Genomic DNA, 23356 nt, shown 5'->3' on the forward strand with positions numbered 1-23356 from the left:
GTGCGGCCGCACGCCAAACCACCGAAACCATCAGGAGACGCGATTCAGTAGTCAAGATGTGCCGCACCCCGGCGACCCGCCGGAGCAACCGGACTATCTTGGCAGAGATCCAGCACAGCGCCAAATCGGTTCGGGACCGGGCGGTGGCGGGGCCGGATCACCCCTGCGCGAAGTCGATCACGGCCCGTCCCGCGGGCAGCAGCCGGCCCCGGTAGTCGGCCATCAGCTCGTACCCGTGACCCGATCCCCCGTCGAGGAAGGGCGTCCCGGACGTGCGCGCCAGGCGCCGGGCGGCGGCGTACTCGAGGGGTCCGTCGCTGCGCGCGTAGACGATCATGCCGGGCGACGCGTCGCGGAGGGCGGCGGCCCGCGACTGGAGGCGTACGCCGTCCCAGGTGCTGACGCCGGACACGTCGACCCAGGCGTCCACCGGGGCACCGTCGGAGACCGCGATCACGGTGTTGGAGCCGCCCATGGACGCGCCGACCAGCACCACCCGCCGCGCTCCCACCGTGTCCCGCGCGTAGGCCGCGGCCGACTCCACCTGTCCCCGCGGGTCGCGCTCCAGGCCCGGCGGGCAGGCGCTGTCGCCGTACCCGCACATGTCGATGGCCACGACGGCCAGCCCCTGCTCGGCCGCCCGGCTCGCGAACCGGCCCCAGCCGCAGAGGCCTCCGGGCCCGGTCTGGTGGAGCAGCACCAGAGCGGTCCGTGCCCGCTCGGGGCCGAAGGCGGCGGCGGACAGCCTCGCGCCGTCGGGTCCGTCCAGCACCAGGGCCCGGGCCTCGGCGTCGGAGGGGATCGCGGTGCCGCACCGCTGCGCCAGGTCGGCGGCGGGCTCGGGGCCGCCGGCGGTGCCTCCGGACGTCGGCTGGTCGCTCCCGGAGCAGGCGCCCAGGACCGCGCACAGCACGAGGAGGACGAGCACCCGCAGGATCGGCACCGGGCAAGGTTATGCCGTCGCCACGCCGGGGCACCGTGCTCTGACAGGATGGCCGCCTCGAGATGCGTCGTGAGGGGATCTGATGTCGGGCAGCGAGTGGTACCCGCCTCCGGGGCCGGCCACCCCGCCGGGTGGACAGGCCCCGCCGCCGGGGTGGAGCCCTCCCCCTCCGGGCTGGGCACCGCCCCCTCCCGGCTGGGCGCCCCCGCCCGCCGGCTGGGCTCCTCCTCCGGGTCAGGTGCCCGGGATGCTCGGCGCGGCTCACAAGCCCGGGGCGCTGCCGCTGCGGCCGCTGGGCATCGGCGACATGTACGACGCGGCGTTCCGCATCATCCGCTTCAACCCCCGGGCCACCGTGGGGTCCGCGGTCCTGGTGGCGGCGGTGGCGATGGCGATCCCGGTCCTGGTGACCGCGCTGCTCACCTGGACCGTCGACCTGTCGCTGGACCAGGGCGGCGACGACATGTCCGGCGCGGACGTCGCCGGGATGATCGGCGCCTTCGGCTCGCTGGGGCTGGGCAGCATCCTGCAGTCGATCGGGCTGATCCTGGTCACCGGGATGATCGCCCACGTGACCGCGGCGGCGGCGATCGGCAAGCGGCTCACCCTGGGTGAGGCGTGGCGGGCCACCCGGGGCAAGCGCTGGCGCCTGATCGGCCTGACGCTGCTGCTCGGCCTGATGCTCGTCGCGATCATCGCCGGCTACGCGCTCTCCTGGATCCCGGTCGTGATGCTGCTCGACGGCGGGCAGGTCCTCCTCTACGGGGTCCTCACGGTCCCGCTCTTCCTGTGCTTCCTGGTGTGGTTCTGGGTCCGGGTCTACTACCTGCCGGTGCCGGCGCTGATGCTCGAGCAGGTCGGTGTGCTCGGGGCGATCGGCCGGGGCTTCCGGCTCACCCGGCGTCAGTTCTGGCGGACCTTCGGCATCGCGCTGCTCACCGTGGTCATCGCGCAGGTCGCCGGCTCGATGCTGGCCATGCCGATCTCCCTGCTGGGGCAGGGCATCCTGATGGGCTCGGGGTCCGTGCACTTCGCGGTGCTGGCCCTGGTCCTCACCAACGCGCTCACCTCGGTCGTCTCGGCTGCCTTCGTGGCACCGTTCACCACCACGGTCGCCTCGCTGCAGTACCTCGACCAGCGGATGCGCAAGGAGGCCTTCGACGTCGAGCTGATGAGCCGGGCCGGGATCACCACCTCGTGATCCTCGCCCGCCTGCCGCTGTCCGACCCGCCCCTGGACCCCTCCGGGGACGAGGCGCGGTCGTGGCTGCGACAGGAGCTGCTGCATCCCGAGTACCACCAGCAGAACGTCGTCGAGCAGGTCATCACCTGGCTCCAGCGCCAGGTCGACAGGGGTGTCGAGGCCGCAAGCCACGCCCCTCCCCTGTCCACCTTCGCCGCGATGCTGGTCTTCCTGCTGCTGGTCGGCGGGCTGGCCTGGCTGCTGTCCCGGGTCCGCCGCACCGCCCGGCAGGCCACCGTGGCGGGACCGGTGCTCGCCGACGAGACCGTGACCGCCGACCAGCTGCGCAGCCGCGCGGACGCCGCCCTGGCCGAGGGGCGGCACGCAGCCGCGCTCGTGGACGGCTTCCGGGCCCTGGCCGTGCGCCAGGTCGAGCGCGGGCGGCTCGACGACCTCCCCGGCGCGACGGCGCACGAGGTCGCGGGCGCCCTCGCGACGGCGTACCCCGAGCAGCGGCAGCGGGTCGGCGGGAGCGCCGCCCTCTTCGACCAGGTGCTGTACGGCGACCGGCCCGCCACCCGCGAGCAGGCCACGGTCGTGCTGGCCCTCGACGACGAGCTGGCGGGCCGGCGATGACCACCGCGAGCGCCACGGAGACCACGGCCCCGCCGACGGAGGCGTCGTGGTGGCGGCGGCAGCGCTCGACGCTGGTCATCGTCGCGGCGATCGCGGTTGCCGTCCTCGTCGTCGTCGTCCTCGGGGTCGGCGGCGTGCGCACGTCGACCCCCCTGGACCCGGACAACCCCGACCCCGGTGGCGCGCAGGCGCTGGCGCGGGTGCTCGACGACCACGGGGTCGACGTCACCGTCGTCCGCGGCGCCGACGCGCTCGACGCCTCGCCCGTGCCGTCCGGGACCACGGTGCTGGTCACCTCGACCGACCAGCTGGGCGAGAGCACGATCCGGCGGATGCTCGACGACACCCGGGAGGCCGACCTGGTGCTGGCCGCTCCCGGGCCGGGGACCACCGAGGCGCTCGGGCTCTCCGGGTCGTCGTTCACCGTCACGGCGGGCGACCCGCGCGACGCCGGCTGCTCCGATCCCCGCTTCGCCGGCCTGTCGCTGGAGATGGACCACGCGCTGGAGTACCCCTCGGCCGACGGCTGCTTCCGCGGCCGGCACGGCGTACTGGTCGCCGAGCCGCGCGACGGTCTGACCCTGCTCGGGGCGAGCGAGGCGCTGAGCAACGACCAGGTCCTGCGCGCCGACAACGCCGCCGCGATGCTGCGGCTGCTCGGGGGCGGGGACCGCCTGGTGTGGTACGTCCCCTCGATCGACGACCTGGTCGCCGACGACGGCGTGAGCCTCTCGACGCTGCTGCCCCGGTGGATCCGCCCCGCCCTCTGGCTCGGAGCCCTCGCGCTGGTGGCCCTCGTGGTGTGGCGGGCGCGGCGGCTGGGGCCGCTGGCCACCGAGCCGCTCCCGGTCGTCGTCAAGGCGATCGAGACCACGCACAGCCGGGGCCGCCTCTACCGCCGCTCGGGCGACCGCGCGCACGCCGCCGCGGCTCTCCGCTCGGCCGCTCGCTCCCGGGCCCGGGAGCACCTGCGCCTGGGGCCCGGCAGCGACGACGGCACGCTCGTGCACGACGTCGCCCGCCAGGTCGGCCGGCCCGCGGAGTCCGTGGCCGCGCTGATCGCGCCCGACGCCCCCGCCCCCACCACCGACCCCGAGCTGATCGCCCTGGCCAACGACCTGGCCGAACTCGACAGAGAGGTACGCCGCACATGAACACCCCCATGAGCGAGACCGGGACCAAGCCGGCCGGGCACCCCGGTGACACCGGGCCCGACCCGGCGGGCGAGCAGGCGCGCGAGCGGCTGGCCGCGGTCCGGGCCGAGGTGGCGAAGGCGGTGGTGGGCCAGGACGCCGCCGTGTCTGGGCTGCTGGTCGCCCTGCTCTGCGGGGGCCACGTGCTGATGGAGGGCGTGCCCGGCGTCGCGAAGACTCTCCTGGTGCGCTCCCTGGCCGGAGCCCTGTCCGTCGACACCCGTCGGGTGCAGTTCACCCCGGACCTGATGCCCGGTGACATCACCGGCTCGATGGTGATCGACAGCAGCCGGGGCGAGCTCAGCTTCCGCGAGGGGCCGCTGTTCACCAACCTGCTGCTGGCCGACGAGATCAACCGGACGCCGCCGAAGACCCAGTCCGCGCTGCTGGAGGCGATGGAGGAGGGGACGGTCTCCGTCGACGGCGTCTCGCGCGGGCTGCCCGTGCCGTTCCTGGTGGCCGCCACGCAGAACCCGGTGGAGTACGAAGGCACCTACCCGCTGCCCGAGGCGCAGCTGGACCGGTTCCTGCTCAAGGTCGTGCTGCCCGTGCCGGAGCGGGAGTCCGAGCTGGAGATCCTGCGCCGGCACGCGGACGGGTTCGACCCCCGCGACGTCGCCGGGGCCGGGGTCTCCCCCGTCGCCGGGGCCGCGGACATCGCCGCGGGCCAGGCCGCCGTACGCCGGGTGCAGGTCTCGCCGCAGGTCGCCGGCTACATCGTGGACATCGCCCGCGCCACCCGGCAGTCGCCCTCGCTGAGCCTGGGTGTGAGCCCCCGCGGTGCCACGGCGCTGCTCCGCTCCGCGCGAGCCTGGGCATGGCTCAACGGCCGTGACTTCGTCACCCCCGACGACGTCAAGGCGCTGGCCCACGCCACCCTCGTGCACCGGCTCGGGCTGCGTCCCGAGGCCGAGCTCGAGGGCGTCGACGTCGCGCAGGTGCTCGGCAGCGCGCTCGGCTCCGTACCGGTCCCGCGGTGACGGCCCTGCGCTGATGGTGCTCCGCGGGCGCGTCCCCCTGCTGCTCCTCCTGGGCCTGGTCCCGGTGGTGCTGCGGCCCAGCATGTCCACGGTGTGGCTGTGGGTCCTCGCCGTCGGGCTGCTGGTCCTCGCGGACTGGCTGCTGGCCCCGGCCCCCGGCGCGGTCGCGCTCGACCGGGCCCCGGTGGCGCCGGTGCGGCTGGGGCACCCGGCCGAGTCCGTGCTGCTGGCCACCAACACCGGCTCCCGCCCGGTGCGGGCGAACCTCCGCGACGCGTGGCAGCCCACCGCCGGCGCCCACGACAACCGGCACCGGATCCGGCTCGGGCCCGGTGACCGGGTCCGGCTGCGGACCCCGCTGCTCCCCCGCCGGCGCGGTGACCTGCGCGCCGTCGGCGTGACCGTCCGCACCCACGGGCCCCTCGGGCTGGCGGCGCGGCAGCGCACCCGGGAGGTCCCGGGGGCGGCGCGGTCGCTGCCGCCGTTCGGCGCCCGCAAGCACCTGCCGAGCCGGCTCGCCCGCCTCCGGGAGCTCGACGGCCGGGCGGCGGTCCGGGTCCGCGGCCAGGGCACGGAGTTCGACTCGCTGCGCGAGTACGTCCGCGGCGACGACGTGCGCTCGATCGACTGGCGGGCCAGCGCCCGCAACCGCAACGTGGTGGTCCGCACCTGGCAGCCGGAGCGGGACCGGCGGGTGGTGCTGGTGCTCGACACCTCCCGGACCTCGGCCGGCCGCGTCGAGGACGTCCCGCGCCTCGACTCCGCCATGGACGCCGCGCTGCTGCTGGCCGCGCTGGCAGCCCGGGCCGGCGACCGGATCGACTTCGTCGCGGGCGACCGGCGGGTGCGCAGCCGGGTCCGGTCGGCGGGCGCGGCCGACGTGGTGGCACGCCTGCAGGACACCATGGCCGACCTCGAACCGGTCATCGCCGAGGCCGACTGGACCTCGCTCGCCGGGGCCGTCACCGGGTTCGGCCGGCAGCGGGCACTCGTCGTGCTCCTCACGCCGCTGGAGCCCGCCGCGATCGAGGAGGGCCTGCTGCCGGTGCTGCCGGCCCTGACCCGGCACCACCGGGTGGTCCTCGCCTCGGTCAAGGACCCGGCGCTCGAGCAGCTGGCGGCCACCCGCGGCACGCTCGACGAGGTGTACGACGCCGCCGCGGCCGAGCAGGTGCTGGTGCGTCGCCGGCGGACCGCCGACCTGCTCCGGGCGCTGGGCGTCGACGTGGTCGACGCCGACGCCGAGCGGCTGCCCCCGACCCTGGCCGACCACTACCTCGACCTCAAGGCCCGCGGCCTGCTCTGACGGCCCACCCTGCCGACCGGGCGGTCATGCCTGGGTGGCGACCCGGTCCTCGAGCAGGGAGGGGTCGAGGTCACCGGTGTGGCCGCGCAGGGCGGCGGACCGGCCGAGCACGAAGACGTAGGCGAGGAAGCAGGTCTCGGCGAGCACCCCGACCCCGATCCGTGCCCAGGTGGGCAGGCCGGACGGGGTCACGAACGCCTCGATCAGACCGCTCACGAACAGCACGGCCACCAGACCCAGCGCCACCGTGCCCGCGGTCCGGCCCTCCCGGGCCAGGGACTGGCTGCGGGACAGCTCCCCCGGCTCCACCCACGACCAGAACAGCCGCAGGCCCACGCCACCGGCGACGAAGACCGCCGTCAGCTCGAGCATCCCGTGCGGGAGGATCAGCCCCCAGAAGTGCCCGCCGTGGCCGTGCCGGGTCATGATCGAGCCGATCACGGCGAGGTTCGCGACGTTGCGGAACAGCAGCAGGATGATCGGCAGCCCGAGCACGCCGAGGGCCAGGCAGAGCGCGGCGACCCAGGCGTTGTTGACCCACACCTGGGCGGCGAAGTGCGACGCGGCGTACTCGCTGTAGTAGCCCTCGAAGTCGTGGTTGACCAGCTGGTCGACCTCGCCCGGGGACAGCAGGGACTGCTCGACGTCGGGGTGGTCGAGCAGCCAGAGCATCATCACCGCCGTCACGACGACGTTGGCGACCAGCGTGCCGATCCACCACCAGCGCAGTCGGTAGAGCGCGGCCGGGAACCGGTCGACGAAGAACGACCCGACCCCGCGCCAGGTGCTGACCCGGGTGCCGGAGGCCCGGTTCCGGGCCCGGGACAGCAGCGAGGACAGGTGCGCGATCAGCGAGGCGTCGGGCGCGGACGTGCGCACCACCGACAGGTGCGTGGCGACCTGCTGGTAGCGCTCCACGAACTCGTCGCTCTCGGCGCCGGACAGCCGGCGCCGACCGGTCAGCTCCTCGAGGCGTCGCCACTCGTGCGCGTGCGCGAGCACGTAGGCGTCGAGGTCCACCCGGTCACCCTAACGGGGTCTGTCGCTGGTGACGGTTGCGCGCAGGACACACGCGTTTCTGAACAGCTCACGGTGACCGACGGCACCGTCGGGGTCGTCTCCGAGGGGCTCTGGAAGCCGTTCGGCTCATGGCCGAAGCCCCCAGCGCCGCTACGATCGGCCGGGCCGGAACAACCGATGAGAGCTGGCGGGTGGCACGTCATGAGCACCGACTGGTCGCAGTGGCACGACGGCTACGCCAGGCCCGGCTCCGGCCTGGCGGATCGGCTCGCAGCGGTCAGGGACCGGATCGCACTGCACCTCGACGCCACGGCGCCCGACCCGGTGCGCGTGGTGAGCGCCTGCGCGGGCGACGGGCGCGACCTGCTCGGCGTGCTGGCCGGGCGTGCGGACGCCGACCGGGTCAGCGCGCTCCTGGTCGAGCACGACGCCGCACTGGCCGCCCGTGCCCGCGAGGCCGCCGAAGCGCTGCCCGCGACGGTCGAGGTCCGGCGAGACGACGCGGCCCGGAGCGACGTCTACACCCACGCGGTGCCGGCCGACCTGGTGCTGCTCTGCGGCATCTTCGGCAACGTCAGCGATGCCGACGTGCGGGCGACCATCGAAGCGGCGCCCGAGCTCTGCGCGCCGGGGGCCGAGATCGTGTGGACCCGGCACCGCCACGACCCGGACCTCACGCCCTCCATCCGGCGCTGGTTCGCGGACGCCGGTTTCGAGGAGCTCGCCTTCGTCGCACCGGAGGGCGAGCACTGGTCGGTGGGCGCCCACCGGCTCGTCGTCGAGCCTCGGCCTCTCGTGCCCGGCCGTCGCTGGTTCACGTTCTTCCGGTGACCCGGCGACGGGTCCCGCGGACGCCGTCCGTGAGCGCGCCGCCCCGGGCGAGCGGCAGCCGGGCAAGGGGCTGCGTCCGGACGGGGACACACCCAGTGAGCCGCCCTATGCTGACCGCGATGTCGACTCCGGAGTTCGCGACGCTGACGACCGACGACCTGGTCACAGGTGAGGCGGTCGCGCTCGACCTGCCCCCGGCCGGCCTCGGCTCGCGGATCGCGTCCGGACTGATCGACGTCACCGTCACCGTGCTGCTGCTCGTCGGCGTGGTGCTGCTCTTCACCGTCGCGGCGCTCCAGACCGACCAGGCCCTGGTCGCCACGGCGTTCGTCGGCACCCTGGTCTTCGTGTTCGTCGTCTTCCCGACGACCGTCGAGACCCTCAGCCGCGGCAAGTCGCTGGGCAAGGTGGCCCTGGGGCTGCGCACGGTGCGGGACGACGCCGGCCCGATCTCCTTCCACCACGCCTTCGTCCGCGCGTTGATCGCGGTGGTCGAGGTCTACGCGTTCGGCGGCGGCCCCGCCTTCTTCGCCGCACTGCTCAGCTCCCGCGGCAAGCGGCTGGGCGACTACGCCGCCGGGACGTACGTCGTCCGCGAGCGCGTGCGGCTCCGTCTCGCGCCGCCCGCCGCGATGCCGCCGCCGTTGGCGGCCTGGGCCGCGGCCGCGGACATGGCCGCGCTGCCGACCGGGCTGGCCCTCGCGGTCCGTCAGTTCCTCGGCCGGCTGCCGCAGATCGACCCGGCGTCCCGGGCCTCGATCGGCGGCCGGCTCGCCGCCCAGGTCGCGGAGCACGTCGCCCCGGCGCCCCCGGCGGGCACCCCGCCGGAGGCCTTCCTGGCCGCGGTCATCGCGTCCCGCCGCGAGCGGGACGCGGCCCGGCTGGCCCGCGAGGCCGAGCTGCGCCGTCGCCTCACCGCCCGCGGATGAGCGAGCTCCGCGCCCCGGGCCCGCCGTTCTCGCCCGACCTGGTCGAGCCGTCGGAGCTCTCCCCCGCCGACTTCGCCTGACTGACCTCACTCCGAGAGCTGGAAGGTCCCGTCCGGCACCGGCAGCGCACCGCACGTGAGGTCCGCCGTCGAGCAGGACCAGAGGGCGGACGACCCGCCTCGGGTCTGCACCAGCAGCGTGAGCGGCTCGTCGTTGGTGAAGCGGATCTGCTCGGGGACCCCGTCCAGGCCTCGCAGGGGGTGGGTGGCCTTGCCGTCCCAGACGTTCACGACGGCGGAGTCGTCGGGCGCGGTCTCGATCGTCGCGGCGGCGTAGGCGTACGGCGCCAGGGCACCGTCGCCACCCGGCAGCACGGCGGTCCGGTGGGCAGCGCCCGACCTCAGGTCGTAGAGGTGCGACTCACCGGACGGCCCGGCCACGAGCACCTTGCCCTGGGCCAGCTGTGCCCCCCAGTTGTCGCCCGCCTCCTGGGTGGGCACCGCCGACTCGCCGTCGGCGGTGTGCAGCACCAGGTCGACGTTCTCCGACACCAGTACGCCCTCCCCGCTGACCGCGGCGACGTAGCTGCTCCGGGGGACCTCGACTCGGAAGTCCACCCGGTCCGCCACGAGGTCGAAGACGGTCACGGTGCCCTGCAGGTCCAGCCAGGCCAGGTAGCGCCCCTCGGCCGACATCGCGACGCTCTGGACCGCGCCCACGACGGGACTGTCTTCCTTCGGGTAGCCGGTGTCGCGGCCCAGGCCCTCGTGGTCGTGCTCCCTGCCCAGCGCCACGACGTGGCTCTCCTCGTCGAGGGCGAAGACGCGCTCGGAGGTGTACCCGATGACGCCCTCCGACCGGAGGCCGAGCTCGTGCACGGTCCCGGACGGGTCCAGCGCGGTCAGGTGGCCGTCCCGGACGAACCAGACGGTCTCGGGCACCGACCGGACCTCCGGCGCTGCACCGGACGCCACCGGGACGTCCCGACCGTCGCCCGCGTCGACCAGGTGGGTGGCCCCGACCGCTCCCACGGCCAGCACCACGGCCGCCGCCCCGGCCAGCAGTACCCGACCGCCGAAGTGCCGGCGACGCTCGGCGCGGACCCGGGCCCGGAAGGCCACCTGGTCGACCGGGGGGATCTCCACGGCGTGCTGGACCTCGGTCAGCGCCTCACGGATCTCGGTGGTGGTCATGACATCTCCTGGACGAGCTCGAAGGTGGGCAGCGCGGCGCGCAGCCGCTTGATCGCGTGGTGGGTCTGGCTCTTGACCGAGCCGATCGAGCAGCCGAGCTCGCGGGCCGTGGCCTCCTCGGTGAGGTCCTCGACGTACCGGAGCACGAGCGTGGCCCGCATCCGGGGTGGGAGCTTGCGGATCTCGTCCCACAGCGCGAGGTGGTCGGCGCGGACGTCGAGCCCGCCGGCGTGGCCGGTCTCGGGGAGCGCGTCGGTGACGACCTCGCGCCCCCGGTGCCGCCACTGCCGGGACATCTGGTGGACCATCGCCCGGCGTACGTAGGCGTCGGCCGCGCGCTTGTCGCGGATGCCGTCCCACGTCACGCAGGTCCGGGCCAGGGCGCCCTGGAGGAGGTCCTCGGCCTCGTGCCGGTCCCCGGTCAGCAGGTACGCCGTGCGGTAGAGCGGTCCCCAGCGAGCCGCCATGAACTCGCTGAACGAGTGCTCTGTCCCTGCCATCTGCTGTCCTCCCGGAGCGGTGTGCCGTCAGGAGATGAAGAGGCCTGCGGTGCGGAGAAGGTTGAGGGGAGGCAGCAACTTATCGGGACCCGGCCCCTGCCGTCCCCGACTCGGGGTCACTACGGTGGGCCCATGATCGACCGAAGCCGTCTCGCGGCCCTTCGCGCGGCCGAGGAGGACCGGTTCGTGCGGGACCACCCGCGGTCCGCGGAGCTCGCGGCCCGGGCCGGCCACTCCCTGCTCGCCGGCGTGCCGATGCCGTGGATGACCCGGTGGCCGGGGGCCTTCCCGGTGTTCTTCGACCACGCGTCCGGCGCCCGGCTCACCGATGTCGACGGCCGGGAGTACGCCGACCTCTGCCTCGGCGACACCGGCGCGATGACCGGGCACGCGCTGCCCGCCGTGACGGCCGCGGTCGAGGAGCGCGCCCGCGCCGGGATCACCGCGATGCTGCCCTCCCCCGACGCCGTGTGGGTGGGCGAGGAGCTCGGCAAGCGGTTCGGGCTGCCACGCTGGCAGATGGCGATGTCGGCGACCGACGCCAACCGCTTCGTCCTCCGGTTCGCCCGGCACCTGACCGGCCGGCCCCGGATCGCGGTGATGGACTGGTGCTACCACGGCACCGTCGACGAGACCCTGGCCGTGCTGGACGGCGACCGGGTGGTGCCGCGGCCGGGCGCGCTGGGCCCCCAGGTCGACGTCGCCGAGACGACGGCCGTCGTGCCGTTCAACGACGTCGACGCCCTCGACCGGCGGCTGGCGGCCGGTGACGTCGCGTGCCTGCTCATGGAGCCGGCCCTGACCAACATCGGGATCGTGCTGCCCGACGAGGGCTACCTGGCGGCCGTCCGCGAGGTGACCCGTCGCCACGGGGTGCTCCTGGTCATCGACGAGACGCACACGCTGTGCGCGGGCCCGGGCGGCTGCACCGCGGCGTGGGGCCTCGAGCCCGACCTCGTCGTGGTCGGCAAGCCGATCGGCGGTGGCATCCCGGTCGCGGCGTACGGCATGACGGCGGAGGTCGCCGACCGGCTGCTGAAGCCGATGCTGGAGGCCGAGGTCGACGTGTCCGGGGTGGGCGGCACCCTCACCGGCAACGCCCTGGCCATGGCCGCGGTGCGGGCCACCCTGTCCACGGCGCTGCGCGCGGAGGACTTCGCGGTGGCGGTTCCCCTCGCCGAGCGCTTCACCGACGGCGTGGCCGGCGTCATCGCCCGGCACGGCCTGCCCTGGCACGTGCAGCGGCTGGGCTGCCGGGCGGAGTACTGGTTCTGCCCGCCCCCGCGCAACGGCGCCGAGGCGGCTGCCGCCGTGGACGAGGAGCTCGAGGGCTTCTTCCACCTCTGGGCGCTCAACCGCGGGATCCTGCTGACCCCGTTCCACAACATGGCCCTGTTCTCGCCCCACCACACCGCGGCCGACGTCGACCGGCACACCGAGGTCTTCGCCGCCGCCGTAGAGGAGCTGCTCGCATGATCGACCCGACCCCGCTGTGGAACTTCGACGACCCGGAGGGATCCGAGCAGCGATTCCGCGCGGAGGCCGAGAACGCCGACCCGGACGACCGGCTGGTGCTGATGACCCAGGTCGCACGGGCGCTGGGCCTGCAGGAGAAGTTCGACGAGGGCCACTCCGTGCTCGACGACCTGTCCCCGACCGAGGACGAGGTGGCGGTGAGGATCGCGCTCGAGCGGGGGCGACTCTTCCGGTCCGAGGGCGACCCGGAGCAGGCCCGGCCGTTGCTCGAGGCCGCGGCCCGCAGCGCCGGGGACGCCGGCCTGGACGCGCTCCACGTCGATGCCCTGCACATGCTGGCGCTGGTGGCGGAGCCGGCTGACCAGGTGGCGCTCGGGGAGCGTGCCCTCGCCGTGGCCCGCGCCTCCTCCGACCCGCAGGCCCGGGACTGGGACGCCTCGCTGCTCAACAACGTCGGCATGGCGCAGGCCGACGCCGGCGACTTCGGTGCGGCGCTCGGCTCCTTCGAGGGGGCCCTGGCCGCGCGCGAGCGCATCGGCGACCCGGCCCGCACCCGGGTGGCCCGCTGGATGGTCGGCTGGGCGTTGCGCCACCTGGACCGCCGCGACGAGGCGCTGGCGATCCAGCGGGGCCTCAAGGCCGAGCTCGACGCGGCCGGCCTGACCGACCCCCACGTCGAGGAGGAGCTCGCACTGCTCGAGGCATGACCCGGTCGGGCCGTTGTCCGGCCCCGAACCCCGTCGTACCGTCGAAGTGTGGAGCACGGCCCGGACCCGGGCATCCTGGAGCTGGTCGCGGCGATCGCGCTGGTGTGCGTGGTCGTCCGCCGTCGCGCCGCGCTGCGGGCGATCGTGGTCGCTGCCTTCCGGCGGGTCGTGCCGCGGCCGCCGGAGCCCGCGGGCCGCCCGATCGAGCTGATCGCCAGGGACGCACGACGACTCCGGCTGCGCTTCCGGTACCCGCCGCCGGGCCTGCGATTCGCCAAGTACGAGGGGCTCCGGCGCGCCTACGACGCCGTGCTCGCGGAGGGCTGCCGGGCGATCGGGCGGGAGCACCTGCTGGATGTGCTGCGCCCGGGGCACGAGCGCGACGCCGAGCGGGAGCGCGTGGAGACCGTGCTCGACGAGTACGGCTTCCACCTGCAGGACGCCGCCTGAGCCTGGGTCGGTCAGAGCCGGCGGTAGACCAGGTCGGTGATGGAGCGCCCCGCGGCCAGGCCCTTGCGCTCGAACTTCGTGACCGGCCGCTCGTCCCACCGGTCGGTGACGCCGCCCTCGAGCAGGCGCTCGGCGTCGAGGACCGCCACCATCTGCTCGGCGTAGTCCGACCAGTCCGTGGCCAGTCGCCACTCCGCCCCCGGCGCCAGCCGCGAGGCGGCGAGCGCCGCGAACTGCGGCGTGACCAGGCGCCGCTTGTGGTGCCGCTTCTTGTGCCACGGGTCGGGGAAGAAGGTCCAGAGCCCGGCCAGGCTGTCGGGGGCGAACAGGTGCTCCATCGACCAGACGGCGTCCACCGAGCAGAAGCGCACGTTCGTCGCGCCGGTCTCGGCCACGCGACCCAGGCTCTCGGCCACACCCGGACGCCAGACCTCCAACGCCAGCACGTTGTACGACGGGCGGGTGACGGCCAGCGCGGCCGTCGCTTCCCCGACCCCCGAGCCGATCTCCACGACCAGCGGGGCCTCGCGACCGAACACCCCGGCGAAGGAGAAGCCCGGCCGGTCCACCGCCTCGTCCGGCACGACCCACGCCTCGTGGTGCGCGTCCCAGGCGGCCCGCTGCTTCGGCGTGAACCGGCTGCCCCGGCGGGCGTACGTGAGGACCTCGCGCATCCGCCGACCGTCCTCGGTCAGCTTCTCGTGGGGGCGCGCGGGGCGGACCCGGTCGTTCATCGGCTCATTCTCCCGGAAGTGGGTCGTGGCGGGACAAGCAGAACGGCCCCGGACCGAGGTCCGGGGCCGTTCTGGTGGATCAGCTGGTGGTCGCGACAGGCTCGACCACCGGTGGGATCACTTGGTGATCTTGGTGACCCGGCCGGCGCCGACGGTCCGGCCACCCTCACGGATCGCGAACCGCAGGCCCTCGTCCATGGCGATGGGCTGGATCAGCTCGACGGCCATCTCGGTGTTGTCACCGGGCATGACCATCTCGGTGCCCTCGGGGAGGGTCACGACGCCCGTCACGTCCGTGGTACGGAAGTAGAACTGCGGACGGTAGTTGTTGAAGAACGGCGTGTGACGGCCGCCCTCCTCCTTCGAGAGGATGTAGACCGAGGCCTCGAAGTTGGTGTGCGGGGTCGTGGTGCCCGGCTTGATGACGACCATGCCGCGCTCGATGTCCTCGCGCTTGGTGCCGCGAAGCAGGAGCCCGACGTTCTCGCCGGCCTGGCCCTCGTCGAGCAGCTTGCGGAACATCTCGACACCGGTGACGGTCGACTTCTGGGCCTTCTCGCGGATGCCGATGATCTCGACCTCCTCGTTGACCTTGACGATGCCACGCTCGATGCGACCGGTGATGACGGTGCCACGACCGGTGATCGTGAAGACGTCCTCGACGGGCATGAGGAACGGCTTGTCCGTCTCGCGCTCCGGGGTCGGGATGGCCTCGTCGACCGCGGTCATGAGCTCCATGATCGAGTTGCCCCACTTCTCGTCGCCCTGGAGGGCCGGGAAAGCGGCAACGCGGACCACGGGGATGTCGTCGCCCGGGAACTCGTACTCGGAGAGGAGCTCGCGCACCTCCATCTCGACGAGCTCGATGAGCTCCTCGTCGTCGACCATGTCGCACTTGTTGAGCGCCACGACCAGGGCCGGCACGCCGACCTGGCGGGCGAGCAGCACGTGCTCACGCGTCTGCGGCATCGGGCCGTCGGTGGCGGCGACCACGAGGATCGCGCCGTCCATCTGAGCCGCGCCGGTGATCATGTTCTTGATGTAGTCGGCGTGACCAGGGCAGTCGACGTGGGCGTAGTGGCGCGCCTCGGTCTGGTACTCGACGTGCGCGATCGAGATCGTGATGCCGCGCTGGCGCTCCTCGGGAGCCTTGTCGATCTCGTCGAACGCCGAAGCGGCGTTCAGGTTCGGGAACTTGTCGTGCAGCACCTTGGTGATCGCCGCGGTCAACGTCGTCTTGCCGTGGTCGATGTGACCGATGGTTCCGATGTTGACGTGCGGCTTGGTCCGCTCGAACTTCGCCTTAGCCACGGTGGGCTCCTCCTGGTGTGTTTGTTACTTGACTCGTGATTTCAGTGTTGCGTGCCGAGGATCCCGGCAGGTGACCGGGGTGGGTCACTCGCCGCGGACCTTCTTGATGATCTCGTCGGCGATGTTCGAAGGAACCTCGGCGTACGAGTCGAACTCCATCGAGTACGAAGCCTGGCCGGAGGTCTTGGACCTCAGGTCGCCAACGTACCCGAACATCTCGGACAGCGGCACGAGGGCGTTGATGACCATGTCACCGTGACGCTCCTCCTGGGCCTGGATCTGGCCGCGGCGGCTGTTGATGTCGCCGATGACCGTGCCGAGGAAGCTCTCGGGGGTGGTCACCTCGACCGCGAACATCGGCTCGAGCAGGACCGGCTTCGCCATGCGGGCGGCCTCCTTGAAGGCCTGGTTGCCGGCGATCTTGAACGCGAGCTCGGACGAGTCGACGTCGTGGTAGGCGCCGTCCTCGAGGGTGAACTTCACGTCGACCATCGGGTAGCCGGCGAGGATGCCGAACTCCATGGCCTCCTGGCCGCCCTGGTCGACCGAGGGGATGTACTCCTTCGGCACGCGACCGCCGGACACGTTGTTGACGAACTCGTAGCCCGCGCCGGTGCCCGTCTCGGGGTCGATGTTCGGACCGAGGTTGACGATCACCTTGGCGAACTGGCCGGACCCACCGGTCTGCTTCTTGTGCGTGTAGGAGTGCTTGAGGACCTCCTTGCGGAGGGTCTCGCGGTAGGCGACCTGCGGCTTGCCGACGGTCGCCTCGACGCGGAACTCGCGCTTCATCCGGTCGACGAGGATCTCCAGGTGGAGCTCACCCATGCCGGCGATGATCGTCTGGCCCGTCTCCTCGTCGGCCTTGACCGTGAAGGTCGGGTCCTCGTCGGAGAGGCGCTGGATCGCCATGCCCAGCTTCTCCTGGTCGGACTTCGTCTTCGGCTCGATGGCGACCTCGATCACCGGGGCCGGGAACGTCATCGACTCGAGGATGACCTGGTTCTGCGCGTCGCACAGGGTGTGACCGGTCTTCGTGTCCTTGAGCCCCATCACGGCCACGATCTGGCCGGCGCCGACCGACGCGATCTCCTCACGCTTGTTGGCGTGCATCTGGTAGACCTTGCCGATCCGCTCCTTGCGGCCGTTGACCGAGTTGACCACGGTCGAGCCGGCCTCGAGCTTGCCCGAGTAGACCCGGACGTAGATCAGCTTGCCGAGGTGCGGGTCCGAGGCGATCTTGTAGGCGAGGCCGGCGAACGGCTCGTCGTCGCTGGGCTTGCGGACGATCTGCTCGCTCTCGTCCTTCACCGAGTGGCCGACGATGCCGTCGACGTCGAGCGGCGAGGGAAGGTACTTGACGACCGCGTCGAGCAGGGGCTGGACGCCCTTGTTCTTGAACGCGGTGCCGCACAGGACCGGGTTGAGCTTGTCGGCCAGGGTGGCGCGACGGATCGCGTCCTCGAGCTCGGCGACGGTGAAGTCCTCGCCCTCGAGGTACTTCTCCATGACGGTGTCGTCGGCCTCGGAGAGGGTCTCGAGGAGCTTCTCGCGGTACTCGGCGGCCTGCTCGGCCATCTCCGCGGGGATCTCCTCGACCTCGTAGTCCTCACCCATCTTGGTCTCGCCGCGCCAGGTCAGGGCACGCATGCCGACCAGGTCGACGACACCGAGGAAGTCGGACTCCGCGCCGATGGGCAGCTGGAGGACGAGCGGGGTGGAGTTGAGGCGGTCGACCATCATGTCGACGCACCGGAAGAAGTCGGCACCGGTGCGGTCCAGCTTGTTGACGAAGCACATCCGCGGCACGGAGTACTTGTTCGCCTGCCGCCACACGGTCATGGTCTGCGGCTCGACACCGGCAACACCGTCGAACACCGCGACGGCGCCGTCGAGCACGCGCAGCGAACGCTCGACCTCGGCCGTGAAGTCCACGTGGCCGGGCGTGTCGATGATGTTGATCTGGTGGTCCTTCCACCAGCAGGTCGTCGCGGCCGACGTGATGGTGATGCCGCGCTCCTGCTCCTGCTCCATCCAGTCCATCGTGGCAGCGCCCTCGTGGACCTCACCGATCTTGTAGGTGATACCGGTGTAGAACAGGATGCGCTCGGTGGTGGTGGTCTTACCGGCGTCGATGTGCGCCATGATGCCGATGTTGCGGACCTTGTTGAGGTCCGTGGTGATGTCGACAGCCACTGTGGTCAGCGTTCCTTAGAAAGAGTTGCGGGAGATTCAGGTGGAGCGGGGCGGCGTACCTGTGCGGCACGCCCACCCCGCCCGTGGTCACCAGCGGTAGTGCGCGAAGGCCTTGTTGGACTCGGCCATCTTGTGGGTGTCCTCGCGCTTCTTCACCGCGGCACCGAGGCCGTTGGAAGCGTCGAGGATCTCGTTCATCAGGCGCTCGGACATCGTCTTCTCGCGACGGTCCTGGGCGTAGCCGACCAGCCAGCGCAGCGCGAGCGTGGTGCCACGCGTGCCCTTGACCTCGATCGGGACCTGGTAGGTCGCGCCGCCCACGCGGCGGGACTTGACCTCGATGGCCGGCTTCACGTTGTCGAGCGCACGCTTGAGCGTGACGACCGGGTCGGTGCCGGTCTTCTCGCGGCAGCCCTCGAGCGCGGTGTAGACGATGCGCTGCGCAACCTGCTTCTTGCCGTCCTGGAGGACCTTGCTGACGAGCTGGGAGACCAGCTGCGACCCGAAGACCGGGTCGATGTCGATCGGGCGCTTCGGAGCGGGACCCTTGCGCGGCATATCAGCTCTTCTCCTTCTTGGCGCCGTAGCGGCTGCGAGCCTGCTTGCGGTTCTTCACGCCCTGGGTGTCGAGCGTGCCGCGAATGATCTTGTAGCGGACACCGGGAAGGTCCTTCACACGGCCGCCGCGCACGAGCACGATGGAGTGCTCCTGGAGGTTGTGGCCCACACCCGGGATGTAAGCGGTGACCTCGACGCCGCTCGACAGGCGCACACGGGCGACCTTGCGGAGGGCGGAGTTCGGCTTCTTCGGGGTGGTGGTGTAGACGCGCGTGCAGACGCCGCGTCGCTGGGGCGAACCCTTGAGGGCAGGCGTCTTGTTCTTCGACACCTTGTCCTGGCGGCCCTTGCGGACCAGCTGCTGAATGGTGGGCACCTTGGTGGTTCCCCTTCTTGTTCACTAGTCAGAACCCGACGCTCTGCCGGGCACGATGATGCTGCGTTGTTGCTGTGTGCCTGTGGTGTGAGTGCTGGCGCCGCTCGCGACCCGGTCGTGGAGGACTTGGAGCCGCGGACTATTTCCGAGCACGCGCAACGGTCTGGTCGTCCCAGACACGAGGAATGAGATTACTCGGTCGCTGAACGGGGGTCAAAACGGTACGCAAGCCGCCACGCAGGTGCGCGAACACCAGGACGGCGACCAGGACGCCGGCCATCGTCAGGACCCCTCCCGACACCAGCGTCCAGCGGGCCCCGAGGTGCTCCCCGATCCATCCGATGACGGGCGAGCCGAGCGGGGTCCCGCCCATCACGATGGTCATGTAGAGCGCCATCACCCGGCCGCGCAGGGCGGGGTCGGACTCCAGCTGCATGGTCGCGTTGGCGGAGTTCAGCAGGGTCAGCGTGCACAGCCCGATGACGGGGGCGAACGCCGCGAACGCGACGTACGACGGCAGCAGGCCGGCCACCACCTCGGCCGCGCCGAAGCCGAGCGCCGCGCCCACCAGGAGCCGCATCCGGATCCGGGTCCGCCGGGCCGCGAGCAGCGCGCCGGTCAGCGACCCGACCGCCATCGCCGAGCCGAGGATCCCGAACTCCCCCGCGCCCTTGCCGAACACCTGGGTGGCCATGAGTGCCGAGGTGATCTGGAAGTTCATCCCGAAGGTGCCGGCGAAGAACACCATGATCAGGATCATCACCATCTTGGGCTGGCTCCGGACGTAGCGGACCCCCTCGACGAGCATCCCGGGGGTTCGTGGTCGCAGCTCGGCGGTGTGCAGCAGCCGGGTGTCCATCCGCTGGAGCTGCCAGATCACCGCGGCGTACGACGCGGCGTTGATCAGGATCACCCAGCCGGTGGCCTCCACCCCGCCGCCGAGCGCGCCGATCATCAGGCCGGCGAGGCCGGGGCCCAGGATCCGGGCGACGTTGAACGCCGCCGAGTTGAGCCCGACCGCGTTGGTCAGCTCGTCCGGGCCGACCATCTCCGAGACGAACGACTGCCGGGCCGGCGCGTCGAACGCCGAGCCGATGCCGAACGCGAACGCGATCACGTAGACGTGCCAGGTCTGCGCCACCCCGGTCACGGCCAGCGCCGCGAGCAGCAGGGACGCGGCCGCCATCGTGAGCTGGGTGAGCTGGAGCAGCCGGCGCTTCGGGAACCGGTCGGCGATGACGCCGGCGTACGGCGAGAGCAGCAGCACCGGCAGGAACTGCAGACCGGTCGTGATCCCGAGGGCCGTGCCGCTGTTGCCCGGCAGCTGGAGCACCAGCCAGTCCTGCGCCACCCGCTGCATCCACGTGCCGGTGTTCGACACGACGCTACCGGCGAGATAGCGGCGGTAGTTCGGGTTGACGAGGGCGCGGAACGTGGGGCTCAAGCGGGAGATCAGTCCTTCGGCGTCATTCGGTTCGGGCGAGTCGTTCGAGGACGGGCGCGGCCTGCCGGAGCACGGCGCGCTCCTCGGGGGTGAGGTCACGCAGCCGCAGGGCCAGCCAGGCGTCCCGCCGGGCCCGGTCGGCGAGCACGGTGGCCCGGCCGGACCCGGTCAGCGTCACCAGCACCTGGCGGCCGTCGGTGTCGTGCGGCCGCCGGGCGACGTAGCCGCCCTCCTCCAGGCAGTTCACGGTGCGGGTCATGCTCGGAGGCTGCACGTGCTCGTGGGCCGCCAGCTCGCCGAGGGCCAGGTCGCCGTTGCGGTAGAGGACGCCGAGCACCGCCATCTGGTTCAGGCTCAGCTCGTTGTCGGGGTGCCGCTCGTGGGCCAGCCTCCGGCGCAGGCGCATGACGGAGAGCCGGAGCTCGGAGGCAAGACCGGCGTCAGTCCTGGAGACCTTCTCGACGGTGGGCATGTCGTGAGCATAAGTCATTACCCGTGCTAACTATTCCCGAATGACGCACCCCGGCCGAGTCGGCGCAGTTTGACGCCGAGAGACGGCCGAGTCGGCGCAGTTTGACCGTGGTACCGGTCAAACTGCGCCGACTCGGCGGGGGGCTCGGGGTGAAACTGCGCCGACTGGGCAGGGTCAGCTGAGCCAGGCGGTGATCGGGCTGATCGCGAAGTAGACGACGAAGAGCGCCGCGATCACCCACATCAGCGGGTGCACCTGGAAGAACTTGCCGCGGACGCTCTTGATCAGGACGAACGCGAGGAAGCCGGCGCCGATGCCGACCGAGATCGAGTAGGTGAACGGCATCAGCACGATGGTGAGGAACGCCGGGATGGCGATCTCGAGGTCGTCCCAGTCGATGCCCTTGACCTGCTGCATCATCAGGAACCCGACGAGGACCAGCGCGGGCACGGCCGCCTCGTTGGGGATGATCTCGACCAGCGGCGAGAACAGGGTGGCCAGCAGGAAGAGCAGCCCGGTGACGATGCTGGCCAGGCCGGTCCGGGCCCCCTCGGCGACACCCGAGGCGGACTCGATGTAGGAGGTGTTGCTCGACACGCTGGCCATGCCGCCGCCGGCGGCGGCGATCGAGTCCACGATCAGGATCCGGCGGGTGTTGGGCGGGTTGCCCTCCTCATCGAGCAGGCCGGCCTCGGCGCCGATCGCGGTCATCGTGCCCATGGTGTCGAAGAAGTCGGCCAGCATCAGCGTGAACACGAACAGCGCGGCGGTCACGACGCCGGCGTTCTCCCAGGAGCCGAGCAGGTTGAAGTCGCCGATGATCCCGAAGTCGGGCTTCTGGAACACGTCGGTCGGCCACGCCGGCACGTTGAGGTTCCAGCCCTTGGGGTTGACCCCACCGTCGTCGGTGAACGTCGGGCCGACGTTGGCGAGCTTCTCGACGACGATCGCGAGCAGCGTGGTGGTGACGATCGAGATCAGGATCGCGCCCCGGACACCCATGACGTAGAGCCCGATGACCAGTGCCAGGCCGACCGCGAAGACCAGCACCGGCCAGCCCTGGAGCTGGCCGCCGATGCCGAGCTCGACCGGGACCGGGCCGGCACCGGTACGGCGTACGAAGCCTGCGTCGACGAGACCGATCAGGGCGATGAAGAGGCCGATGCCCACGGAGATCGCGATCTTGAGCTGGCCCGGGACCGCGTGGAAGACGGCCTCCCGGAAGCCGGTGAGCACCAGCACCAGGATGACCAGGCCCTCGATGACGACCAGCCCCATCGCGTCGGCCCAGGTCATCTGGCTGGCGATCGAGAAGGTCACGAAGGCGTTGAGCCCCAGGCCGGTGGCCAGCGCGAGCGGGTAGTTCGCCACGGCGCCCATCAGGATCGTGAGGACGCCGGCGGCGAGCGCGGTGCAGGCGGCGATGGTCGCGAAGTTCCCGTCGGCGAGCACGTCGCCGTTCATGTCCTTGCCCTGGAGCAGGATGATCGGGTTCAGCACGATGATGTAGGCCATCGTCAGGAAGGTGACGATGCCGCCGCGGACCTCGCGGCCCACGGTCGAACCCCGCTCGGAGATCTTGAAGAATCGGTCGAGCCCGCCGGCGGTGGGTCTGCCGGTGGGGGTCGTCGTGGTCGGGTTCTCGGCGCTGCCCTGGTTGCTCACGGACCGGCATTCTGGCAGATGCCGCCTCGCGTGCGGGCATCCATCCGCCATCTTGGGGACTGGACTAGCGTATGGCCGTGGAGTTCCGCGACGAGCAGCCGATGAAGCACGAGATCGGCAGCCGCACCTACATCGTGGCCGACGTCGAGCCGCTCGACGTGGACGGGGTGCGCACCGTCGAGGTCGGGGTGGCGCTGTGGCTGGTCGGCTTCGTCGCCCTGCTCCCCTTCTACGGGCGGCTCGAGGACGCGGGCAACGTGTGGTGGCTGTGGACCTGCCTGGCCGGCTTCGGGCTCGGGCTCTTCGGCCTGGAGTACTGCCGCCGGCGCCGCAAGGCCCGCGCCGCGGAGCGTCGCGCGGCGGGCTGACCGGCCCGGACTAGAAGCTCTCCACCTCGTCGGGGGACAGGGTGTCGAAGACCGGCTCGGGCACCGGCTGCGGCTCGTGCTTCTTGGCCAGCCGCACCTCGGAGTGGGCCCCGCAGCCGTGGTCCAGGGACACGACCCGGCCGTCGTCGTTGGCGTCGCCGTTGGCGCAGACGCCGAACAGCTCCGAGAGCGGCCCGGCGATCCGCATCAGGAACCCGCAGGTGGTGCAGCTGTCCGGTGCGGACTGGGCCAGCGCGGCCGCCGGACCGCCGTCGCCGTCGTACCACCGCTGCGCGGCCAGCTCGCGCCCCTCCGGGGACAGCGTGCGGACGCGGCCGAGGCCGAGGTCCTGGGCGACCTGCCGCACCTGGGCCTTCTCGTCGGGGTCCAGCGGGTCGTCGCCGAAGGAGTACGTCGGCACCAGCCGCGCGTCGTCGTCGCCGACGGGCAGCAGGTCACCGGGCGAGAGGTCGCCGGGCTTGATCCGCTCGCGGTAGGGCACCCACTCGGGGGCGACGATCGCCTCGGCGCCGGGGATGAGCACGATCTCGTCGATCGTGACGACCTTCTGCCGGGGCGCCCGGGCCACGGTGACCGACCAGCGCCAGCCGAGGTAGCCGGCGCGCTCGCAGGCGAAGAGATGGGTGACCAGGCGCTCGCCCTCGACGAGGTGGCCGAGGTGCTCCCCCACGTCTGTCGCGTCGACCTCCTCCAGCAGCGCGGCACGGGCCGCGTCCACCGCGGCGACGGCAGCGGCATCGGGCTTGGTGCGCACGGAGGTCATCACGGCGAAATCATGACCCATGAGCCACCGCCCTGTCAGGTCGGCCCTCCGATCGGCCCCGTGTCCCGGCACCTGACGTCGCCGACAGCAGGCAGGATGGAG

General features: G+C 72.2%; 24 protein-coding genes. 11 read left to right on the forward strand and 13 right to left on the reverse strand.

All coding sequences use genetic code 11. The features are described 5' to 3' along the window. Positions 1-157 precede the first annotated feature (157 nt). Complete coding sequence (locus ABD268_RS01525) at positions 158-943, reverse strand: alpha/beta hydrolase (protein ID WP_344146517.1); 786 nt, start codon at positions 941-943, stop codon at positions 158-160. 247 nt (positions 944-1190) lie between these two features. Here ABD268_RS01525 and ABD268_RS01530 point away from each other — a divergent pair, with 247 nt between their 5' ends. The 5 genes from ABD268_RS01530 to ABD268_RS01550 are packed head-to-tail and all read left to right on the forward strand — an operon-like array spanning position 1191 to position 6240. Beyond that, a complete protein-coding gene (locus ABD268_RS01530) occupies positions 1191-2144 on the forward strand; it encodes a hypothetical protein (protein ID WP_344146520.1) in 954 nt (317 codons plus the stop codon). After that, entirely contained in the window at positions 2141-2761 is a 621-nt protein-coding gene (locus ABD268_RS01535; RefSeq protein WP_344146523.1) for a DUF4129 domain-containing protein, read from the forward strand. Before ABD268_RS01530 ends, ABD268_RS01535 begins: the two co-directional genes overlap by 4 nt. Further along, positions 2758-3915, forward strand: coding sequence for a DUF4350 domain-containing protein (locus ABD268_RS01540; protein ID WP_344146526.1), 1158 nt, complete (start codon positions 2758-2760; stop codon positions 3913-3915). The genes ABD268_RS01535 and ABD268_RS01540 overlap by 4 nt, the downstream gene beginning before the upstream one ends. 8 nt (positions 3916-3923) lie before the next feature. Then, entirely contained in the window at positions 3924-4934 is a 1011-nt protein-coding gene (locus tag ABD268_RS01545) for an AAA family ATPase (protein ID WP_344146529.1), read from the forward strand. A 13-nt stretch (positions 4935-4947) separates the two neighbouring features. Continuing rightward, the gene (locus ABD268_RS01550; protein ID WP_344146532.1) at positions 4948-6240 is read left to right on the forward strand and encodes a DUF58 domain-containing protein; all 1293 of its coding nucleotides are present in this window, start codon (positions 4948-4950) and stop codon (positions 6238-6240) included. Between the two features lie 24 nt (positions 6241-6264). On the opposite strand, the gene ABD268_RS01555 is transcribed toward ABD268_RS01550, so the two are convergent. Next, positions 6265-7260, reverse strand: a complete 996-nt coding sequence (locus ABD268_RS01555) for a stage II sporulation protein M (protein ID WP_344146535.1) — start codon at positions 7258-7260, stop codon at positions 6265-6267. 201 nt (positions 7261-7461) lie between these two features. On the opposite strand from ABD268_RS01555, the gene ABD268_RS01560 reads away from it, so the two are divergent. Together ABD268_RS01560 and ABD268_RS01565 are read left to right on the forward strand one after the other, a co-directional pair. Next, positions 7462-8091 (forward strand): SAM-dependent methyltransferase, encoded by a 630-nt coding sequence (locus tag ABD268_RS01560; protein WP_344146538.1) that lies wholly within the window; start codon positions 7462-7464, stop codon positions 8089-8091. Between the two features lie 119 nt (positions 8092-8210). Further along, positions 8211-9020, forward strand: a complete 810-nt coding sequence (locus tag ABD268_RS01565) for an RDD family protein (protein ID WP_344146541.1) — start codon at positions 8211-8213, stop codon at positions 9018-9020. 86 nt (positions 9021-9106) lie between these two features. On the opposite strand, the gene ABD268_RS01570 is transcribed toward ABD268_RS01565, so the two are convergent. Both ABD268_RS01570 and ABD268_RS01575 read right to left on the reverse strand, forming a co-directional pair. Continuing rightward, positions 9107-10213: a hypothetical protein gene (locus tag ABD268_RS01570; protein WP_344146544.1), complete on the reverse strand. Its 1107-nt coding sequence runs from the start codon at positions 10211-10213 to the stop codon at positions 9107-9109. Further along, entirely contained in the window at positions 10210-10713 is a 504-nt protein-coding gene (locus ABD268_RS01575) for a SigE family RNA polymerase sigma factor (protein WP_344146547.1), read from the reverse strand. Before ABD268_RS01575 ends, ABD268_RS01570 begins: the two co-directional genes overlap by 4 nt. A 132-nt stretch (positions 10714-10845) precedes the next feature. On the opposite strand from ABD268_RS01575, the gene ABD268_RS01580 reads away from it, so the two are divergent. From ABD268_RS01580 to ABD268_RS01590, 3 genes are read left to right on the forward strand one after another with little or no spacing between them, the layout of a single operon-like run. Next, positions 10846-12189, forward strand: a complete 1344-nt coding sequence (locus ABD268_RS01580; protein ID WP_344146550.1) for an aspartate aminotransferase family protein — start codon at positions 10846-10848, stop codon at positions 12187-12189. Continuing rightward, positions 12186-12896, forward strand: a complete 711-nt coding sequence (locus tag ABD268_RS01585) for a hypothetical protein (RefSeq protein ID WP_344146553.1) — start codon at positions 12186-12188, stop codon at positions 12894-12896. Before ABD268_RS01580 ends, ABD268_RS01585 begins: the two co-directional genes overlap by 4 nt. Before the next feature lie 48 nt (positions 12897-12944). Further along, complete coding sequence (locus ABD268_RS01590; protein WP_344146556.1) at positions 12945-13346, forward strand: hypothetical protein; 402 nt, start codon at positions 12945-12947, stop codon at positions 13344-13346. Positions 13347-13357: 11 nt separating this feature from the next. On the opposite strand, the gene trmB is transcribed toward ABD268_RS01590, so the two are convergent. The 8 genes from trmB to ABD268_RS01630 form a co-directional block, all read right to left on the reverse strand. After that, positions 13358-14080 carry a tRNA (guanosine(46)-N7)-methyltransferase TrmB gene (trmB, locus tag ABD268_RS01595; protein WP_344146559.1) on the reverse strand — a complete coding sequence of 241 codons (723 nt, stop codon included), beginning with the start codon at positions 14078-14080 and terminating at the stop codon, positions 13358-13360. A gap of 117 nt (positions 14081-14197) precedes the next feature. After that, positions 14198-15391 (reverse strand): elongation factor Tu, encoded by a 1194-nt coding sequence (gene tuf / locus ABD268_RS01600; protein WP_344146562.1) that lies wholly within the window; start codon positions 15389-15391, stop codon positions 14198-14200. 84 nt (positions 15392-15475) lie between these two features. Continuing rightward, positions 15476-17587, reverse strand: a complete 2112-nt coding sequence (fusA, locus tag ABD268_RS01605; protein ID WP_344146565.1) for an elongation factor G — start codon at positions 17585-17587, stop codon at positions 15476-15478. Positions 17588-17674: 87 nt separating this feature from the next. Beyond that, positions 17675-18145: a 30S ribosomal protein S7 gene (rpsG, locus tag ABD268_RS01610; protein WP_344146568.1), complete on the reverse strand. Its 471-nt coding sequence runs from the start codon at positions 18143-18145 to the stop codon at positions 17675-17677. Between the two features lies 1 nt (position 18146). Next, on the reverse strand, positions 18147-18521 hold the full coding sequence (gene rpsL, locus ABD268_RS01615) for a 30S ribosomal protein S12 (RefSeq protein ID WP_011757353.1): 375 nt from the start codon (positions 18519-18521) through the stop codon (positions 18147-18149). A 139-nt stretch (positions 18522-18660) separates the two neighbouring features. Further along, positions 18661-19965, reverse strand: a complete 1305-nt coding sequence (locus ABD268_RS01620) for an MFS transporter (RefSeq protein ID WP_344146571.1) — start codon at positions 19963-19965, stop codon at positions 18661-18663. A gap of 22 nt (positions 19966-19987) precedes the next feature. After that, the gene (locus ABD268_RS01625) at positions 19988-20437 is read right to left on the reverse strand and encodes a MarR family winged helix-turn-helix transcriptional regulator (RefSeq protein ID WP_344146574.1); all 450 of its coding nucleotides are present in this window, start codon (positions 20435-20437) and stop codon (positions 19988-19990) included. Positions 20438-20611: 174 nt separating this feature from the next. After that, a complete protein-coding gene (locus ABD268_RS01630) occupies positions 20612-22102 on the reverse strand; it encodes an NCS2 family permease (RefSeq protein ID WP_344146577.1) in 1491 nt (496 codons plus the stop codon). 77 nt (positions 22103-22179) lie between these two features. Between ABD268_RS01630 and ABD268_RS01635 the strand changes: the two genes are divergently transcribed. Continuing rightward, a complete protein-coding gene (locus ABD268_RS01635; RefSeq protein ID WP_344146580.1) occupies positions 22180-22470 on the forward strand; it encodes a DUF2530 domain-containing protein in 291 nt (96 codons plus the stop codon). A 10-nt stretch (positions 22471-22480) separates the two neighbouring features. On the opposite strand, the gene ABD268_RS01640 is transcribed toward ABD268_RS01635, so the two are convergent. After that, a complete protein-coding gene (locus tag ABD268_RS01640) occupies positions 22481-23254 on the reverse strand; it encodes a DUF3027 domain-containing protein (RefSeq protein ID WP_344147932.1) in 774 nt (257 codons plus the stop codon). Positions 23255-23356: the final 102 nt, after the last annotated feature.

This window comes from Nocardioides koreensis (assembly GCF_039531775.1).
In the GTDB taxonomy this organism is placed as follows: Bacteria; Actinomycetota; Actinomycetes; order Propionibacteriales; family Nocardioidaceae; genus Nocardioides; species Nocardioides koreensis.

Excerpts from the sequence above, each read along its gene's own strand:
- ABD268_RS01530 (WP_344146520.1), top strand. The coding sequence starts at position 1,191 with ATGCTCGGCGCGGCTCACAAGCCCGGGGCGCTGCCGCTGCGGCCGCTG.
- ABD268_RS01540 (WP_344146526.1), top strand. The coding sequence starts at position 2,758 with ATGACCACCGCGAGCGCCACGGAGACCACGGCCCCGCCGACGGAGGCG.
- ABD268_RS01545 (WP_344146529.1), top strand. The coding sequence starts at position 3,924 with ATGAGCGAGACCGGGACCAAGCCGGCCGGGCACCCCGGTGACACCGGG.
- ABD268_RS01550 (WP_344146532.1), top strand. The coding sequence starts at position 4,948 with ATGGTGCTCCGCGGGCGCGTCCCCCTGCTGCTCCTCCTGGGCCTGGTC.
- ABD268_RS01560 (WP_344146538.1), top strand. The coding sequence starts at position 7,462 with ATGAGCACCGACTGGTCGCAGTGGCACGACGGCTACGCCAGGCCCGGC.
- ABD268_RS01565 (WP_344146541.1), top strand. The coding sequence starts at position 8,211 with ATGTCGACTCCGGAGTTCGCGACGCTGACGACCGACGACCTGGTCACA.
- ABD268_RS01570 (WP_344146544.1), bottom strand. The coding sequence starts at position 10,213 with ATGACCACCACCGAGATCCGTGAGGCGCTGACCGAGGTCCAGCACGCC.
- ABD268_RS01575 (WP_344146547.1), bottom strand. The coding sequence starts at position 10,713 with ATGGCAGGGACAGAGCACTCGTTCAGCGAGTTCATGGCGGCTCGCTGG.
- ABD268_RS01580 (WP_344146550.1), top strand. The coding sequence starts at position 10,846 with ATGATCGACCGAAGCCGTCTCGCGGCCCTTCGCGCGGCCGAGGAGGAC.
- ABD268_RS01585 (WP_344146553.1), top strand. The coding sequence starts at position 12,186 with ATGATCGACCCGACCCCGCTGTGGAACTTCGACGACCCGGAGGGATCC.
- trmB (WP_344146559.1), bottom strand. The coding sequence starts at position 14,080 with ATGAACGACCGGGTCCGCCCCGCGCGCCCCCACGAGAAGCTGACCGAG.
- rpsG (WP_344146568.1), bottom strand. The coding sequence starts at position 18,145 with ATGCCGCGCAAGGGTCCCGCTCCGAAGCGCCCGATCGACATCGACCCG.
- ABD268_RS01625 (WP_344146574.1), bottom strand. The coding sequence starts at position 20,437 with ATGCCCACCGTCGAGAAGGTCTCCAGGACTGACGCCGGTCTTGCCTCC.
- ABD268_RS01640 (WP_344147932.1), bottom strand. The coding sequence starts at position 23,254 with ATGACCTCCGTGCGCACCAAGCCCGATGCCGCTGCCGTCGCCGCGGTG.